At 43.5% G+C, this 15535-nt stretch carries 14 protein-coding genes and 1 other RNA gene; 11 read left to right on the forward strand and 4 right to left on the reverse strand.

Annotated features, from left to right (window positions below; genetic code table 11):
- Positions 1–453: 453 nt before the first annotated feature.
- The 5 genes from smpB to MKX74_RS00975 all read left to right on the forward strand — a co-directional run bounded on the left by smpB (position 454) and on the right by MKX74_RS00975 (position 5171).
- Positions 454–933, forward strand: coding sequence for an SsrA-binding protein SmpB (smpB, locus tag MKX74_RS00955; RefSeq protein WP_018888175.1), 480 nt, complete (start codon positions 454–456; stop codon positions 931–933).
- A gap of 389 nt (positions 934–1322) precedes the next feature.
- Positions 1323–1687: a transfer-messenger RNA gene (gene ssrA, locus MKX74_RS00960) on the forward strand.
- A 229-nt stretch (positions 1688–1916) separates the two neighbouring features.
- Complete coding sequence (locus MKX74_RS00965) at positions 1917–2144, forward strand: DUF896 domain-containing protein (protein WP_018888178.1); 228 nt, start codon at positions 1917–1919, stop codon at positions 2142–2144.
- Positions 2145–2860: 716 nt separating this feature from the next.
- Positions 2861–4147, forward strand: coding sequence for an SLC13 family permease (locus MKX74_RS00970; protein WP_341177194.1), 1287 nt, complete (start codon positions 2861–2863; stop codon positions 4145–4147).
- A gap of 52 nt (positions 4148–4199) precedes the next feature.
- Positions 4200–5171, forward strand: a complete 972-nt coding sequence (locus tag MKX74_RS00975) for an alpha/beta hydrolase (protein WP_018888180.1) — start codon at positions 4200–4202, stop codon at positions 5169–5171.
- A 279-nt stretch (positions 5172–5450) separates the two neighbouring features.
- Here MKX74_RS00975 and MKX74_RS00980 read toward each other — a convergent pair whose 3' ends face one another.
- On the reverse strand, positions 5451–7229 hold the full coding sequence (locus MKX74_RS00980) for a sigma-54-dependent Fis family transcriptional regulator (protein ID WP_018888181.1): 1779 nt from the start codon (positions 7227–7229) through the stop codon (positions 5451–5453).
- A 178-nt stretch (positions 7230–7407) separates the two neighbouring features.
- On the opposite strand from MKX74_RS00980, the gene MKX74_RS00985 reads away from it, so the two are divergent.
- The 6 genes from MKX74_RS00985 to MKX74_RS01010 all read left to right on the forward strand — a co-directional run bounded on the left by MKX74_RS00985 (position 7408) and on the right by MKX74_RS01010 (position 13514).
- Positions 7408–8667 carry a four-carbon acid sugar kinase family protein gene (locus MKX74_RS00985; protein ID WP_341177195.1) on the forward strand — a complete coding sequence of 420 codons (1260 nt, stop codon included), beginning with the start codon at positions 7408–7410 and terminating at the stop codon, positions 8665–8667.
- On the forward strand, positions 8661–9818 hold the full coding sequence (locus MKX74_RS00990) for an iron-containing alcohol dehydrogenase (protein WP_341177196.1): 1158 nt from the start codon (positions 8661–8663) through the stop codon (positions 9816–9818). The genes MKX74_RS00985 and MKX74_RS00990 overlap by 7 nt, the downstream gene beginning before the upstream one ends.
- A gap of 47 nt (positions 9819–9865) precedes the next feature.
- Positions 9866–10762: a 4-hydroxy-tetrahydrodipicolinate synthase gene (gene dapA, locus MKX74_RS00995; RefSeq protein WP_025678111.1), complete on the forward strand. Its 897-nt coding sequence runs from the start codon at positions 9866–9868 to the stop codon at positions 10760–10762.
- A gap of 12 nt (positions 10763–10774) precedes the next feature.
- On the forward strand, positions 10775–11803 hold the full coding sequence (gene pdxA / locus MKX74_RS01000; protein WP_018888185.1) for a 4-hydroxythreonine-4-phosphate dehydrogenase PdxA: 1029 nt from the start codon (positions 10775–10777) through the stop codon (positions 11801–11803).
- Between the two features lie 16 nt (positions 11804–11819).
- Positions 11820–12266 (forward strand): YhcH/YjgK/YiaL family protein, encoded by a 447-nt coding sequence (locus MKX74_RS01005; protein ID WP_341177197.1) that lies wholly within the window; start codon positions 11820–11822, stop codon positions 12264–12266.
- A 72-nt stretch (positions 12267–12338) separates the two neighbouring features.
- Positions 12339–13514, forward strand: a complete 1176-nt coding sequence (locus tag MKX74_RS01010; RefSeq protein WP_341177198.1) for a sialidase family protein — start codon at positions 12339–12341, stop codon at positions 13512–13514.
- A 104-nt stretch (positions 13515–13618) separates the two neighbouring features.
- Here MKX74_RS01010 and MKX74_RS01015 read toward each other — a convergent pair whose 3' ends face one another.
- From MKX74_RS01015 to MKX74_RS01025, 3 genes are all read right to left on the reverse strand, one after another.
- Positions 13619–14503: an IS3 family transposase gene (locus MKX74_RS01015; protein ID WP_169445793.1), complete on the reverse strand. Its 885-nt coding sequence runs from the start codon at positions 14501–14503 to the stop codon at positions 13619–13621.
- Complete coding sequence (locus MKX74_RS01020; RefSeq protein ID WP_028592002.1) at positions 14425–14769, reverse strand: helix-turn-helix domain-containing protein; 345 nt, start codon at positions 14767–14769, stop codon at positions 14425–14427. The genes MKX74_RS01015 and MKX74_RS01020 overlap by 79 nt, the downstream gene beginning before the upstream one ends.
- Before the next feature lie 120 nt (positions 14770–14889).
- Entirely contained in the window at positions 14890–15360 is a 471-nt protein-coding gene (locus MKX74_RS01025) for a DinB family protein (RefSeq protein ID WP_341177199.1), read from the reverse strand.
- Between the last annotated feature and the right edge of the window lie 175 nt (positions 15361–15535).

The following is a 15535-nucleotide window of genomic DNA, read 5'->3' on the forward strand; positions in this document are numbered from 1 at the left end:
ATATCGGTAAACAGTCACGGCATCGGTACTCCCTATAAGGATAGCCGATGCCGTATTGCTATTGTGAGATGCTTGTGATGGGTAAGTCTGGCATGGAGATTTCCTGATTGAGTTAGAATGGACAGCAGTGGGTAAGTGATCAGTATGATTCCAAGGAATGCTTCCAATGCGTAAATGAACAGCGGGCATGACATGCACTTGATTGCAGGGTTGCCAACGCCTGTGAGTAAATGATGCGCTTCCTTGCCTTGAGGGAGCCAAATTTGGTACAATAAAGCTCTGACGCAGACGGGGTATTCGTCGTATCTGACTTTTACATGATGAACAGAGGCCCTATTCTGACTGTTATTTTCACGGTGATTTCTGCGTGACAGTGTGATGAAGTAGGACATCTACAGTGTGAAGTCTGAGATGAGTGGTTGCGTGCAATTAGTGGATGAAGGAGTGAATCTCATGGCGAAGAAAGCGGACGGAAAAGTGCTGGCCCAGAACAAAAAGGCTTCCCACGATTATTTTATTGAGGATACTTATGAGGCGGGCATGGTCTTGACCGGAACCGAGATCAAGTCGCTGCGCAATGGACGCGCGAATATCGGAGATGCATTCGCTACTATTCGTAATGGAGAGATTCATATTCACAATATGCACATCAGCCCGTTCGAGCAGGGGAATCGTAGCAATCCGGATGATCCGACCCGTACTCGGAAGCTGCTGCTGCACAAGGCGCAGATTGTGAAGCTGCTGGGCCAGTCCAAGCAGGAGGGCTACTCGATCGTACCTTTGAAGATCTATGTGCGTAATGGCTATGCCAAGCTGCTGCTAGGTCTTGGTAAAGGTAAGAAGCAGTTCGACAAGCGCGAATCGGCAGCCAAGCGTGATGCACAGCGTGATATCCAGCGTGCACTGCGTGAGAAGCAGAAGATCGCTCGTTAATTTAAGGCTTCGGGCTTTGGATGACAGAGTTAAGGGCAAGAGATAGGGTGATAACTTATCTGATGGAGAGACACTGGCCAACAGGATAAGTGGTGACTAGAGAAGTTGGGTGACTAAAGAAAGCAGTGACTTAACAAAGTAGTTGATCCTCAGGGCGGTCACCTGCAGTTCATGAAAGAGCTGGCAGGATAGGTGTTTCCTGCTGTGGTAGCCTTGAATGACCTGTTTTGGATGTATTTTATACACCTTTAGTATAGCAGGATGTCTGTATTTAGAGACGGAATTATGCTATACTAACTAAGCAGTATTGTTATGGAAGTTATTTTTTGTGGCTAGATTAGATGCTTATTCCCGGCCTTGCCGGTCTTAATCCAGGCCCTTCTTAATGAGGGGGCGTTCTTGGATTCGACGGGGATAGTTCGAGCATGAGTAGCGGGTAGTGGGGACGCGTCCACTTCATCAACGCTAAAGCCTATTAAACGGCAAACAACAAACTAACTACGCTTTCGCAGCTTAATAACCTGTGAGCGTGCTCCTCTCCTGCATCGCCCATGTGCCGGATGTAGGGGCTAACCTATAGTGGGATACGCTGTTACATCTCCGCCTGGGGTGTACTGAAGAAGACAATCAGGCTGACCCAAAGTATAGCCGGTTACGGGGCGATACTCGGGTGACATCAAAACTGTGACTACACCCGTAGAAGCTTATGTGGCGTTATCTTCGGACAGGGGTTCGACTCCCCTCGCCTCCATATGTAGTACGAGTAACGGACACCATTTGGTGTCCGTTTTTGCTCGTTCACCACAGGCGTGATAGAGGCAGCGTGAATCGGCTGATTGTATTCTTTTTGTGTAAGCAATCCAAAGTATTATCTTTCTCGGAACAAGGTATTGACAAAGACTGCAAAATATTATATCTTTATATAAAGATAATTAAATTTGAAAGACAACCAATTCCGAAATCTTGAATATGGAGGTATACACATGCGTACAATGTTAAACAGAATTAATCAGCTCGCAAGAAAAGCAAACGAAGTTGGATTAACTGAAATTGAAAAAAACGAACAGACTAACCTCCGCAAGGAATACCTTCAAATCTTTCGGGGGTCTGTGAAAAGCATCCTTTTGAATTCTACCATTTATGATCCGAATAATGATGATGTTACTCCTGAAAAGCTGAGAAAAGAGCAGGCTAGATTAGCTAACCAATAAATCTAACTATAAATCTAACCCTGGCCAGTCAGTAAGATGAAGCAAATTAAGAATTGAATTATATAAAGAATGCTATGTAATACCAGCAACGGACACGATTTAGTGTCCGTCTTTGCTTGTCCGAACTTGTGGGAAGCAGGTGCGCTAGAATGGGCAGGCACTCCAGAATGGGCAGGTACGCCAAATGGTGTGCCTGCCTTTTCTATGCCTAAAAACAGCAGATGCTGCGCGTGATGGGGTGACGAACACCAGAAAGGGAGAGGTATTCAGTGGAAGGCATTTATGCACGTGTCGTGTGACAGTAATGGCTTGCATCAATCACTGGGTTCAAAGCCAGCATTTCTTCCTGGTTGCGTGGTATCAAGTTGTGCGGCAAATAAGATCATGAATGGTAGATCACACCACATTTACACATACTAAGAGCAGCAGAGATGACTTTTTAAAGCAGCGGAAATTCTTCAACATGGTTTATTGCACTGCTATCAGCGTGTAAATACCGATATTTGGAATCTCAAAAATGAGTAATCGTTAACAAATGAAACGATTTATTATCCCATTCTTTAAAATACTCATATTTTTAACAAAAGTGTTCTAAAAAGAAACGAATGAATTCGTGTAATTTCTTATTTAGAGAAACGAAAAATATTATTATTTTGCATATAAAGCGCTTTCAACAAAAACGATAAACTAACTACTTCAAGAGAGGATAGATAAAAATGACAATGGAAATGATTCTCGCCTTGGGTATCTTGGTCCTGATGATTGTAATGATCATGTCAGACAAATTTGCCTTTGGTGCACCGCCGCTCATTGCTTGTCTATTATTAGTAGTCACTGGTCTGGCAACGGTTCCAGAGGCTTTTGCAGGCTTCGTTAATTCCAGTGTTATTATGATTGCCGGATTCATGGTCGTTATGGCCGCACTTATGAAGACGCATTTCATTGGTAAGGTTCAGTCCGCTATGATCAAGCTGGTTAATAAGGGCGGATATAAAAGTTACGTTCTTTTAGTTATCGTGGTTATGCTCGGTGCCAGCTTGGCAGGCGCGGGTTCCACCGGCTATTATGTACTGATTCTGTCCATCGTATCGGCTATTCCTTACAATAAAAAAATGCCTACATCCAAGCTAATGTTGCCGTTAGGATTTGCGACGAACCACCCCTTGCTTCCCATTAACGTAGCACTCTTTTATGGTATTACTGTAAGCGTATTAGAAACAGCCGGATTCACCGGTGGGCTTTCGATGTCTAAATTCGCTGTTGTGAACTTCATCCTGGCGCTTGGATTTTTAGTATGGGCTTTGGTTGCTTATCGTTTTCTGCCAGATTATCCAGACACCGAAGAGGGGAATGCTGGAGTTAAAGAGGCGGCTGCTACGGCTGATGTTTCCACCATGCCTGCATGGAAGGAAACCGCTACCATTGCTGCTTTTATTATAGGTGTTGTTGGTATGATGCTGATGAGTGTATTAGGTGAGATTGCATATGTCATTCCTGGTATTGCAGCAGCATTCTTATTAATCATCAATGTGCTTGATTTCAAGGAAGTTCGAGATAATATGGGAGCACCTGTGATCCTGTTAATGGCGGGGGTAATCGGTGTAGCCAATACTTTAGCTGAGACTGGCTTTACGGCTATGGTTGGTGACTATGTAGCGAATTCATTTGGGACGAACCTCAGTCCATTTATGCTGATTCTGATCTTTGCACTCTTAACTAGTACTTGTGCAACCTTTACTGGGGCAGCTATGGGTTCTGTATATATCTTTGCACCTATTGCGATTGCAGCCAGCATCAGTCTGGGACTGAACCCTACAGCAGCAGCAGTTGCAGTTGTTGTCTCCGCATGGAATGGCGGGTATATGCCAGTTGATGGAATGCCAGCAATGATCTTTGGAATGGGTAAATATAAGCTATCCCATTTCTGGGCGTTTTCAGTTCCGATGTATATCATTCGGATTTTGGCGCTGACTGTTGGTGCGATGCTTTTGTTCCCTGTATGATGGACAAAACTTTCTTTATAACTTTTAAATAGATTGTAAAGGAGGAACAAAATTGACTAAACAGATGCCTAAAAAACCATTATGTCCACCAGGGCGCCCGCCACGCTTCAAGGATGTGCCCTTTGCGGATGTGACCCTGGACAATGGAGAGCCTCATACTTTAAAAATGGATATATATCAGGACCTTAACCAAAAAACACCAGGACCATGCATCGTTTATTACTTTGGTGGAGGCTGGATGCACGGAGAATACCAGCAGGTGACTCAAAAAGCAGTATATTTTCGCGAGCTTGTAAGACTAGTAGAGCAAGGCTTTACTGTTGTATCGCCGTCTTATCGTTTGTCTACCCAATCTGCTTTCCCTGCGTGTATCCATGATTGCAAGGGAGTAATTCGTTATTTGAAAGCGAATTCAGAAGAGTATCATATTGATCCAGAACGGATTGGAGTTCTAGGGAACTCTGCTGGTGGACATTTAGCTGCCATGGTGGCGTTGAGTGCCAACAACAGTGAAATGGAAGGCGACGTCGGCGGTAATCTCGACTTCTCCAGTGATGTAAAAGCAGCAACCATTTTTTATGCTCCAGCTGACTTAATAGAGTTCATCAGGAACAGTGTGCATGAATCCGTAAATGTATCAGGAACTGAGGTCGACAATACCAGTCAATCTACAGAGGATGTAATATCCAACATTCTTGGTTTATCTGGATCAGGAAAGTCGATAAAAGATTTGTATCAATTACTTGAGAGTGGCGACACAAATGATGAGGATTGGAAGTACCTGGAGTTGGCGAAGAAATGCAGTCCGATCAGCTATGTAGACGCCGATGGTCCACCCATCTTAATTTTGCACGGGGGACAAGATCCGCTTGTGCCTATTGAGCAAAGTGAAAGGCTGTATAAAGCTCTGCTATCTGCTGATGCGGAAGCGATGTATATATCGGTCTCCCAAGCTAATCATGGCCCAACGATGGGAAATGAAGCTGACCAAATGGCTTATCAGTTCTTAATCAACAGACTGTAGAAAAAAACAAATAACGGTTAGGTCGGTTTCTCCCTCAGTTCAGTGACAAGAGCTGGGGGATTATTTACATTGCAAAAAATCCCATCATAGTAGCAATAGAAGTTCCGATGCTTCTACCGTCTACTATGATGGGAGCAGTTCAGCGATCGTATTCACCGACCGCATGGGTGTACTTCCTCATTTATGGATCATGTATAGTGCCTGTATAGCTGGCATCTTGACCGAACATGATTACAGTCGCTTGTAGAAGCTATCTTCTCATGTGACCCGGTCAAGGCACTAATCTATCTTAAGATATCGCCATAGCGTTGTTCTGCTTATACCTAGCTGCTTAGCCGTCTTCGTTTGATTGCCCTTGTTTTGCTCAAGAACAGCGTTAACAATTTCGGTAGTATAGTCGAAAAGCGTCTTATCCTCAACCAGATGCTGTGTCAGATTAGCAGTAATATTAGCGGACGGCAATTCAGTTCTTTCATGCTTTAGCACTTCCAGCACTTGATGCTCTGAAATGTAATATGAATTAGAATACAGAACTAACTTTTTAATGGTTTGCTCAAGCTGATTAAGATTTCCTGGCCAATCAAAGTTCAGTAATTCCCTTAAAGCTTTAGGATCAAAGCCGATGACTTCCTTGTTACATTCAATATTCGTTTTATTGAGCAGAAGGGTGATGATCCCAGACATTTCATTTTTTCTCTCTTCAATAGAAGGCGAGTAAATACTGCCACAATCCAATTGGGTCATAATTTGATTGAAGATTTGTTTGTCTTGATCCGCACCGTTCGTACTGTAGGTAAATAAAATATTATTTTTTTGCAGCAGCTTGGTATTACTAATAATAGTTAGCAGCTTCTCTACATCTTGAATGTTCATTTGTTCAATATCTTTGAATAATAGCGTATTACCCATTTCTACTAAAGGGCCATTCGATGAATTCAGCAGGTATTTCCATGTTCGTTCGTTAACGAGCTCAGAATGAATAACAATTAGATTATTCGTATGATTTTTTTGCTTAAGGTAGGCTGTGTAGGCCAAGCTGGTCTTAGCCGTGCCGCTCTCTCCAAAAATCAGCATGGCATTGTAATAGGAGCCTAACTTTTCGATCTGATTTTTAGAGGCTTCCTGGATATAAGAGGTAAATAAGAGCTTTTTATTTATAATTTCTTCGATCTCAGCTTTATTCAGGTACTTCACACCGAAGCTATTGTTGATTAGGGGAGGCGTTGAATGCTTCACTTCACAGAGCACGTACCCATCCTCTATGTCGAGTTGCTTTATTTTGAGCTGATAAACCTGTGTATTATGTGTGTGATAGAATTGTTGTTCACCGTTTAAAGTCCCTTTGGTTGTGAGAAAGTGACGAATTGATTTTTCTAGCTTCTCATCGATATTAGAGAAAACGCTTCCTAGTTCATTATCGAAAATGGCGACTTTCTGCGATTGCGTATGAAAACATGCGGTTAGTAGCTCATTCTTTTGTTTGATTTTTTTAAGATCATGTACCAGGGAAATAGCTTGTCGATAGGCATGCTTGATACTCTCGATCCCGGAGGTAATCAGTATCGTATTAATTGATTTACTCAGGGCAATCTTATGAGTAACGGCATCACACAGTACCATTTCGTAATGCTCATCTTTTAATTGGTCTAATAAGTTATCAGCACTCGAAGAGTTATCTAAGGTAATAATTTTTATATTATATTGCAAAATATCGCAGATCAGGTGGGCGGCTTCTGTAATGCTGGGATATCCTACAATGGCAAAGTTACTAGTATAGTTGTTAGCAAGCTTTATGGCACCCAAAATATCATACACGGAAATAGATACATCGATCACAGGGATGGAGACGGACTTATGAAGTAAGCTAGCCGTGCCACCTCTAGAAATAATAGCATCATAGTTGTCTACGGATAATTCAGAGACTAATTGTTGTCCTTCTTCTAAATCGGCAGTGTAAATCTTGATATCAATCTCCTCAAATTGTTCCCCGACAATTGTCATGGAATGATTTAATTCTTCGTAAGGTGCAATACCGAGTAATTTGATTTTTTGGGTCACCAGACTTCGCCTCCTCCAGAAAAACGTTTCATTTATAAACGATTATAATGCGAAATCAAAACTAATAATACAATCATTCATTAATCGTTTCAAAAAGAAACATTTGGTTCGTGTATAAGGTTACTTAATCATTAGTATGGCTATAAAATAAAATTGTAATCAAAGAGGGGGTGAGTTGATGCTGAAATTACTGGTGATCGCTGATGACTTTACGGGAGCTTTAGATACGGGGGTTCAGTTCGCGAACCTAGGCGTGAAAACCTTAGTCACAGCAGATCTAGTTATTGACTACGAATTACTAGAGGATGACCTGGAAGTGTTGGTTATTGATACGGAAAGTCGCTATCTGTCATTCACCGATTCCTACAACATAATCAGTAGCCTTATAGAACAATCCAAGAAGGTTCAAGTGCCCTTCATTTATAAAAAAGTTGATTCTGCTTTGAGGGGAAATATCAGCAGTGAAATCAAAGCTGTTCTGGATCATTTCCCGGAGAAGACCATTTCTTTTATACCCGCTTTTCCAGAAATAAACCGAATTGTTCGTGATGGTAACCTTTACATCAATGGACAGTTGGTTGCGGAAAGTGTGTTTGGTCAAGATCCTTATGAGCCTGTTGCAGAAAGTAATATTCCCAAAAGGCTTCTAGACGAGGCCAATGTAGATACTCAATTGATTCGTGATGATCAGATCGAAGAAGCCAGAGCGGGCTTGCTGCTCTTTGATAGTGAAACAGACGAACAGCTACTTCAAATCATGACTGCATTAAAAAAGCATAATATTTCAGACATTACCATTGGATGTGCCGGGTTTGCTAAGGTTTTAGCTGATACTATTTTTTCAAATAGAGCAGCTCACAAGGCAGCTATTCATGAACCGTTAGTTGTCATCTGCGGATCCGTTAATCCTATTACCAGACAGCAAATTGAGTATGCTGAAACGAAAAAATGTAAGCGCTATTCATTAAGCCCCCGTCAACTGCTGGAGACAGATTATTGGGGAAGTAGGGATGGACAGGAAAGTCTCGAATCCTATCTTGTGGACATGCTCGAAAATGAGTTAATCATATTCGAAACACTCAGCGATTATACCATGAATAATTTGGAATCTTACGGAGAGTCTAATCATGTTCCATCTTCAGAATTTCGTTTTAGAATAGCACAGTCTTTGGGGAATTTGTCGAAACAATTACTTAATAGAAATATAAATCGGACCTTACTATTCACTGGTGGTGATACTTTATTCCAGTCGATGCAGGTCTTGAAGATTAATGAAGTAACACCACTCTGTGAAATCAGTCAGGGGGTTGTGTTATCCGAGATGATGTGGAAGGATAAGCCGATCCAGGTGATCACCAAGTCTGGCGGGTTCGGGCCTAAAGAATTATTTGACGATCTTAATAAGCAAATCATAGAGCAGGAGGAACAGACATGTTAGTAGATTACAGTTTGAAAATGCCTAAGAATATTTTCGCAGGTGAGCATGCGCTGGAACAATTGGACACCATTCTGTCAGCCGATATTAAAAAGGTTGTTATCTTCACGGATAAAGGTGTGTTGGGTGCTGGATTAATCGCAATCCCGGAACAAATTCTTACTAGTAAAGCTATTGAATATACTATTATTTCTGAAATTCCAGCAGAACCTAGCTATCATCAAGCACAAGACATTGTGGATCGGTTCAAAAACGAAAAAGCGGATTTCATCATTGCGGTCGGTGGCGGCAGTGTGATGGACGTAGCAAAACTGGCCTCCATCCTGGCCACAGATGCTTACACGGTGAAGGATTTGTTGGACAACCCGCTTTTGGCCAAAAAGCAGGTAGCTTCCTTAATGATTCCAACCACTGCAGGAACAGGTGCTGAGGCAACACCAAATAGCATCGTTGCTGTGCCGGAAAAAGAGCTGAAAGTTGGCATTGTGAATCCTGAAATGATTGCTGATTATGTGATTCTGGATGGCCGCCTGATTAAAAAGTTGCCAAAACCAATCGCAGCAGCTACAGGGGTAGATGCCTTGTGCCACGCGATTGAATGCTTCACCTCAACGAAGGCTAATCCGTTCAGCAATACATTTGCAATGGAAGCACTTGATTTGATTATGAATAACATTATTGAAGCTTGTACCAATCCAGAAGCACTTGATGCGAAAAATAACATGCTACTGGGTTCATTCTATGCAGGTGTCGCGATTACATCTTCAGGTACGACAGCCATTCATGCTCTGTCTTACCCGCTTGGTGGCAAATATCACATTCCACACGGCGTGTCGAATGCCATCTTGCTGACACCGGTTATGCGTTTTAACGAGCCGGTCATTAAAGAACACTTAGCCAAAGTATATGATCGTGTAGTAAGAGGCGGTAACCCTAATCTATCCGTGGATGAAAAATCGAAATATATCATTACAGAGCTGGAACGAATCGTTGCCGTTCTTGAAATCCCAACAAGCCTGAAGACGTTCAATGTGCCAGAGGGTGATCTGGAGGGATTGGTTGAAGCGGGTATGCAGGTGACACGTCTGTTGGTGAACAATATGCGTGAAGTGACACCCGATGACGCAAGAAACATTTATTTAGAAGTGCTATAGGCATTGTAGAAGAGCCATAAGGATGAAACGATTAGGAGGAAGCCGGAATGGTAGATATTAAAGGAATTATCGCCCCGATTATTACACCTATGAATGCTGATGAAAGTGTTAACTATGATGAACTAAGAGTGCAGATTGACCGCCTAATTGGGCATGGTGTACACGGGATCTTTGTGTTCGGGACAAACGGTGAGGGATATATCCTGTCTGAAGATGAAAAGTGTGAAATTATGAAAACGACCGTGGATCAAGTGGCTGGACGAATCCCTGTGTACGCTTCAACGGGCTCGAATAGCACACTAGATACCATTCGTCTATCGAAGAAAGCGAAAGACATCGGGGTAGATGTCTTGTCCATTATTACACCTGGGTTTGCAGCTGCTTCACAAGATGAACTGTACACACATTTCAAAACCGTCGCTGAACAGGTGGACCTGCCCATCGTTCTCTATAATATTCCGGCACGTACAGGGAATGCGATTGCTCCGGCAACAGTCGGCAAGCTGAGTACAATCGACAACATTGTCGGTGTAAAGGATTCCAGTGGGAACTTTGATAATATTCTTCAGTATATTGAACACACGCGTGATCAGGAAGGCTTTGCGGTCTTGTCAGGTAATGATTCTCTCATTCTGTGGACCTTATTGGCTGGCGGTACAGGTGGTGTGGCGGGCTGCTCCAATGTGTATCCTTTTACCATGGCACAGATTTATGAACAATTCCTTGCAGGCGACATTGCAGCGTCACGTCAATATCAGGACTCCATTCGTTCCTTTAGAGATTGCTTCAAATTTGGTAATCCGAACACGATCGTGAAGTATGCTGTTGCTGAATTAGGATTCCCGGTCGGTAAATGCCGTGCACCGTTCAATCAACTTTCAGACCAAGGCTTTGAAGCCCTTCGTCGAGTGATTGCAGACAACCAAACCAATGGGATGAAATAAAGGAGACCAACCATGACAAAAATAATTGGTATTACATTAGGTGATCCTGCTGGCATCGGTCCTGAAATATCCATCAAAGCGTTCTCCAAGCCTGAATTGTATGACCGTTGTCGTCCGCTGCTGGTAGGTGATCAATCGGTTATCGAATATTATCTTGCACAGCATCCAGAATTAGACCTGAAGGTAAATGTCGTAGAGAATCCTAAAGATGGCCTTTACACGTATGGAACGATTGATTTGGTTGATTTGGGCCTTGTGAATATGGCTGATTTCCAAATTGCTGAAGTGTCCGTAACAGGCGGCGACGCGGCCTTCCAATATGTGAAGAAAGTGATCGAGCTGGCACTTGCGAAGGACATTGATGCGACCGTAACGAATCCACTGAATAAAGAAGCGATGAATGCTGCAGGGCATCACTATGCAGGTCATACGGAGATTTATGGTGATCTAACGAATACAGAGAAATATACGATGATGCTGGCTGACGGCAACCTGCGTGTAGTTCACGTATCCACTCATGTGTCCTTACGTGAAGCCTGTGACCGCGCAACCAAACAACGGGTACTGGATGTCATCCGTATTGCTGATAAGGCATGTAAAGATCTGGGGATTGTTAACCCGAGAATTGCTATTGCTGGACTGAACCCTCACTGTGGTGAAAATGGTCTTTTTGGCACAGAGGAAATTGAGCATATTAATCCAGCAGTGGAAGCGGCGAAAGCAGAAGGCATTAATGCATTTGGTTCGTTGCCAGCGGATACGCTGTTTTCCAAAGCTAGAGGTGGCATGTACGACATCGTGGTTGCCATGTATCATGACCAAGGTCATATTCCGTTGAAATTGCTCGGATTTATCTATGATCAAGAGACGAGCTCCTGGAAAGCTGTAGAGGGCGTGAATATTACGCTGGGCTTGCCGATTATCCGTACATCGGTTGACCACGGCACGGCCTTTGACCAAGCAGGTAAATGGACAGCAAGTGAGCTTAGCTTGGAAAATGCCATTGATTATGCCATTAGACTTGCCGAAAATACTCAATAGAAAGCGTGTCTGGACTATGATTATTGAACGAATTGAGCGTTTGGAACACTATCAGTCCATTCTCCCTAATCTGGATAAAGCACTTGCGACGATGCAAGGGATCGCTGAATGGAAGGAGGGGGAGCGCTACCCATTTGATGGGGGCTTTCTCTTCTTTCAGTCAGGCACTACGAAGCCTTTATCCGAAGCACAATTCGAAGCACATCGGAAATATATCGACATCCAAGTGGTCCTCAAGGGAACTGAGTATGCCGCTTTAGAGGATCTGAGAAACCTCTCGGTCGCCATTCCTTACAGCGAGGATCGAGATGTTGAAAAGTATGAAGGCGCGACGCAGCATGTCATGAAAATAACAGAAGGTATGGCGTATGTTCTCTTTCCGTGGGACGCTCACAAAGCCGTATTTCATATGGATCAACCGCTAGCCTTCACGAAGGCCGTCATTAAATTGGAAGTGAAATAACTTTATTGCTGAATCCCTTTCATAATGGACTAGGTATTAGGAAATGGATTCTAATTGGAGGGAGATTGTAAAATGACCAACTTACCACGAGTTCGAACTTCTGACCCCAATGGCATTGTGTATCATGATGAATTTTTGAATATTGATTTTGGATTAATCCCTACAGGTGGAAATAGAACCGCGCATGCGCCATCCTTGATTGAAACAGCAGACGGGGGCTTGCTCTGTGCCTGGTTTGCCGGCAGCTTTGAAGGTAGTGGAGATATTTCGATCGTCGTATCCAAGCTTGATCCTGACACACAAGTGTGGTCTATTCCTGTAACCGTATCCAAAGGTGAGGATCGTAGTGAGCAAAATCCGGCATTCTTTAGATCACCTGAAGGCCCGATTTGGTTGATTTATACCTCACAACTGAGCCGCCAAGAAGGCAAAGACAATATGCAGTTCACCTCCATTATTATGGTGCAAAAATCAAATGATGAGGGTCAGACATGGGGCGAGCCTGAAGTACTCTTTTCCGAAGAAGGTACGTTCTCGCGCCAAGAGATTCAAATTCTGAGCAATGGGCGCTGGCTGTTTGCAACCTGGCTGTGTGAAGATTCAGCAGAAGGGTTGACCAATGATCCAACGGAATTCCGTGTGTCTGATGACCAAGGTCAAACATGGAAGAAAGTCAGAATGCCAGACAGCAATGGCCGTGTTCATGCGAATGTATTGGAAGTGGAACCTGGGCATTTGGTTGCCTTTATGCGCAGCCGCTTTGCAGACAATGTCTACTTTAGTGAGTCACACGATTATGGCGATTCTTGGTCTGTACCGTCAAAAACCGTGCTACCGAATAATAATGCGAGTATTAGTGCCATCAAGCTCCAATCCGGTGAAATTGCACTGGCCTATAATGTAAACGCTGCCCGTAATCCGGAGTTCGGAAAGGTGGCATGGCCTGGTCTGAGAAATCCGGTGGCTGTGTCGATCTCTGAGGATTTTGGACAAACGTGGCCAGTTGGCCGTGTATTCGAAGCGGCAGAAGGATACATTGGTGTAGAAAACAAGACAAACAATTCACAACATGAATATCCAACATTGTACCAGACGAAGGATGGATTATTGCATCTCGTATATGCATATAAAAATAGAGTGTGTGTCAAATATGTACGTTTCTCTGTCGGTGATGTGTTTGGTGAAAAGCGTGAGGCGGACGGTGTTTACAACCCTACATCAGGTGAGGGCGTTGAAGCTTCAGAATAAGCACCGGATACAGCATTACGTAACGGCTTAGAGCAGATGGTCATCAAAAAGAAACCCACAGCCACTATGGTCAAGACCCCATTTAGTGGACATTGAAAAAACACCTAAGCTAGAAACTGGCGTCGGTACTCTACCGGCGTCAGTTTGTTTAATTTACGCTGTGGTCGTCTTCGGTTGTAAAAACGTATGTATTTCTCAATTCGTCTTTGTGCCTCTGCCAGATTTCGTATATCATAGGGATAGAGTCCTTCCGTTTTGAGATGCGAGAAGAAACTCTCCATGGAGGCGTTGTCTAGGCAATTGCCCCGGCGAGACATGCTGATTTGGGCGCCAACCTTTGGCAGCATGTCGTGGTAAGCATGAGACGTGTACTGGAACCCTTGGTCGCTGTGAACGACCAATCCGGTCACGTCTTTTTGCTTTGCAAATGCCTTGGCAAAGGTCTGGAGGACCAGCTCATTGTCGTTACGTTCGCTAAGTTGGTAGGCCACAATCTCGTTATTGAATAGGTCTTTGACTGCTGAGAGATACAACCAGCGTTCGCCTACCCGGTATTGAGTCACATCCGTCACCCATTTCTGGCTTGGTTTTTCGGCTGTGAAATTTCGCTTAAGCAGATTATCAGCTACACGCTCGGCAGCCTGGTATGTCATATTAAATCGACGTTTCCGGCGAATGCTGGCTTGAAGACCGAGCTTTTGCATAAGGCGCAGCACCTTCTTGTGATTCATCCATACACCTTCATCCTGCCACAAGAACAGCTGGATCTGCCGGTAGCCATACCTTCCTTCGTAGCGTTTATACACCGTGCGGATGAGTCGTTTAGCACCGGCGTCTGGGTCGTTGTTCTTCCGCTTCAAATATGCGTAGTAACCACTTCTAGAGACGCCAAGGAGTTGGCAGTATTCAGCTACTTGGCCGATGTCCGCTGCTTGCTCAATGAGCTTGAAGCGCTGTTCTTTCCCTCCCGCATCCAGATTTCCAAACACTTTTTTAGCATCGTATTCTCCCGTTTCAACTGCTGAACATATCGCTCCTGATCTAAATATTCTTTCCGCCTTCCTCGTTGATCCAATAGACCAAACTCACCTTTCTCACGGTATTTTCGCATCCAACGCTTCATCCGACCCTGATCTTGGATTCCGAAATGATCGTTGATCTGCCGATACGTCCACTTTTCCTCTACGTGCAGGCGAATTGCCTCCACCTTGAGTTCCTCGGAATACGTCTTAAACTTTTGACCTTTAATAGCCATTAAAAATGCACCCCCTAGAAATTCATCGGTTAAACCATGGGGTTTTTCCAATGTCTATTCTAAGGGGTGCAATTCACTAAGGCTATGGGTTTCTTTTAGGTGATGGGATTTTCTCTGTTATCATAGCCACTTTGCTGCTTCCAGGTGATTCGAGCTCAATATGCTGTTGCAGTAACCTACATGATGTTGCACATGTCGGATCTGCATGAGGATTACATCCGTTTTGGTTATTTCTTCATAGAGTGCACATGGCTCTAGTAATCTGTCATCAGTAAGCTCATCAAAGTAATTGCGAGCCATACTCAATATATCCTCGAGGTAATTTGTCATTTCCTCTTTAGTAGGGTAATCAGAGCATTCCTTATCTAAGTCTTCTACTACATCCTTACCAAAGTCAGGGATTATGAATTCGTCATCCTTGTGCTGCCTGAACCAAAATTTCATACTGGTGGTAGCATGAAAGATATGTCTCCAGTATTTTTGCTCAGCATCCATCCACAAGTCATCAGGGCATACCTCGATCAGATTCTTCAACATGTCTACAGTCGGTTCAAACAGTCTCCATAAGACAGCTAGCATCTTATCACTCATGCTCATCAACTCATTTCTCGAAATTTAGAATCTTAGCAATATTCTAACTCTCAATAACGCAACCCTTCCTTTTCTTAGCGGTGATTATGGAACTTATGTGAAATATTACACTTGGTCTGGCAGTGACCAGAACAATCACAGGCTTGCTGTATAATCCTTCGAATGCTCATTTTGC

The sequence above is a fragment of the Paenibacillus sp. FSL K6-1230 genome (genome assembly GCF_038002385.1).
Classification (GTDB): Bacteria; Bacillota; Bacilli; order Paenibacillales; family Paenibacillaceae; genus Paenibacillus; species Paenibacillus massiliensis.

Bases quoted from the DNA above. Each gene is read 5' to 3' on its own strand.
- smpB (WP_018888175.1), top strand. From the start codon at position 454: ATGGCGAAGAAAGCGGACGGAAAAGTGCTGGCCCAGAACAAAAAGGCT.
- MKX74_RS00965 (WP_018888178.1), top strand. From the start codon at position 1,917: ATGCGTACAATGTTAAACAGAATTAATCAGCTCGCAAGAAAAGCAAAC.
- MKX74_RS00970 (WP_341177194.1), top strand. From the start codon at position 2,861: ATGACAATGGAAATGATTCTCGCCTTGGGTATCTTGGTCCTGATGATT.
- MKX74_RS00985 (WP_341177195.1), top strand. From the start codon at position 7,408: ATGCTGAAATTACTGGTGATCGCTGATGACTTTACGGGAGCTTTAGAT.
- MKX74_RS00990 (WP_341177196.1), top strand. From the start codon at position 8,661: ATGTTAGTAGATTACAGTTTGAAAATGCCTAAGAATATTTTCGCAGGT.
- dapA (WP_025678111.1), top strand. From the start codon at position 9,866: ATGGTAGATATTAAAGGAATTATCGCCCCGATTATTACACCTATGAAT.
- pdxA (WP_018888185.1), top strand. From the start codon at position 10,775: ATGACAAAAATAATTGGTATTACATTAGGTGATCCTGCTGGCATCGGT.
- MKX74_RS01005 (WP_341177197.1), top strand. From the start codon at position 11,820: ATGATTATTGAACGAATTGAGCGTTTGGAACACTATCAGTCCATTCTC.
- MKX74_RS01010 (WP_341177198.1), top strand. From the start codon at position 12,339: ATGACCAACTTACCACGAGTTCGAACTTCTGACCCCAATGGCATTGTG.
- MKX74_RS01020 (WP_028592002.1), bottom strand. From the start codon at position 14,769: ATGGCTATTAAAGGTCAAAAGTTTAAGACGTATTCCGAGGAACTCAAG.
- MKX74_RS01025 (WP_341177199.1), bottom strand. From the start codon at position 15,360: ATGAGTGATAAGATGCTAGCTGTCTTATGGAGACTGTTTGAACCGACT.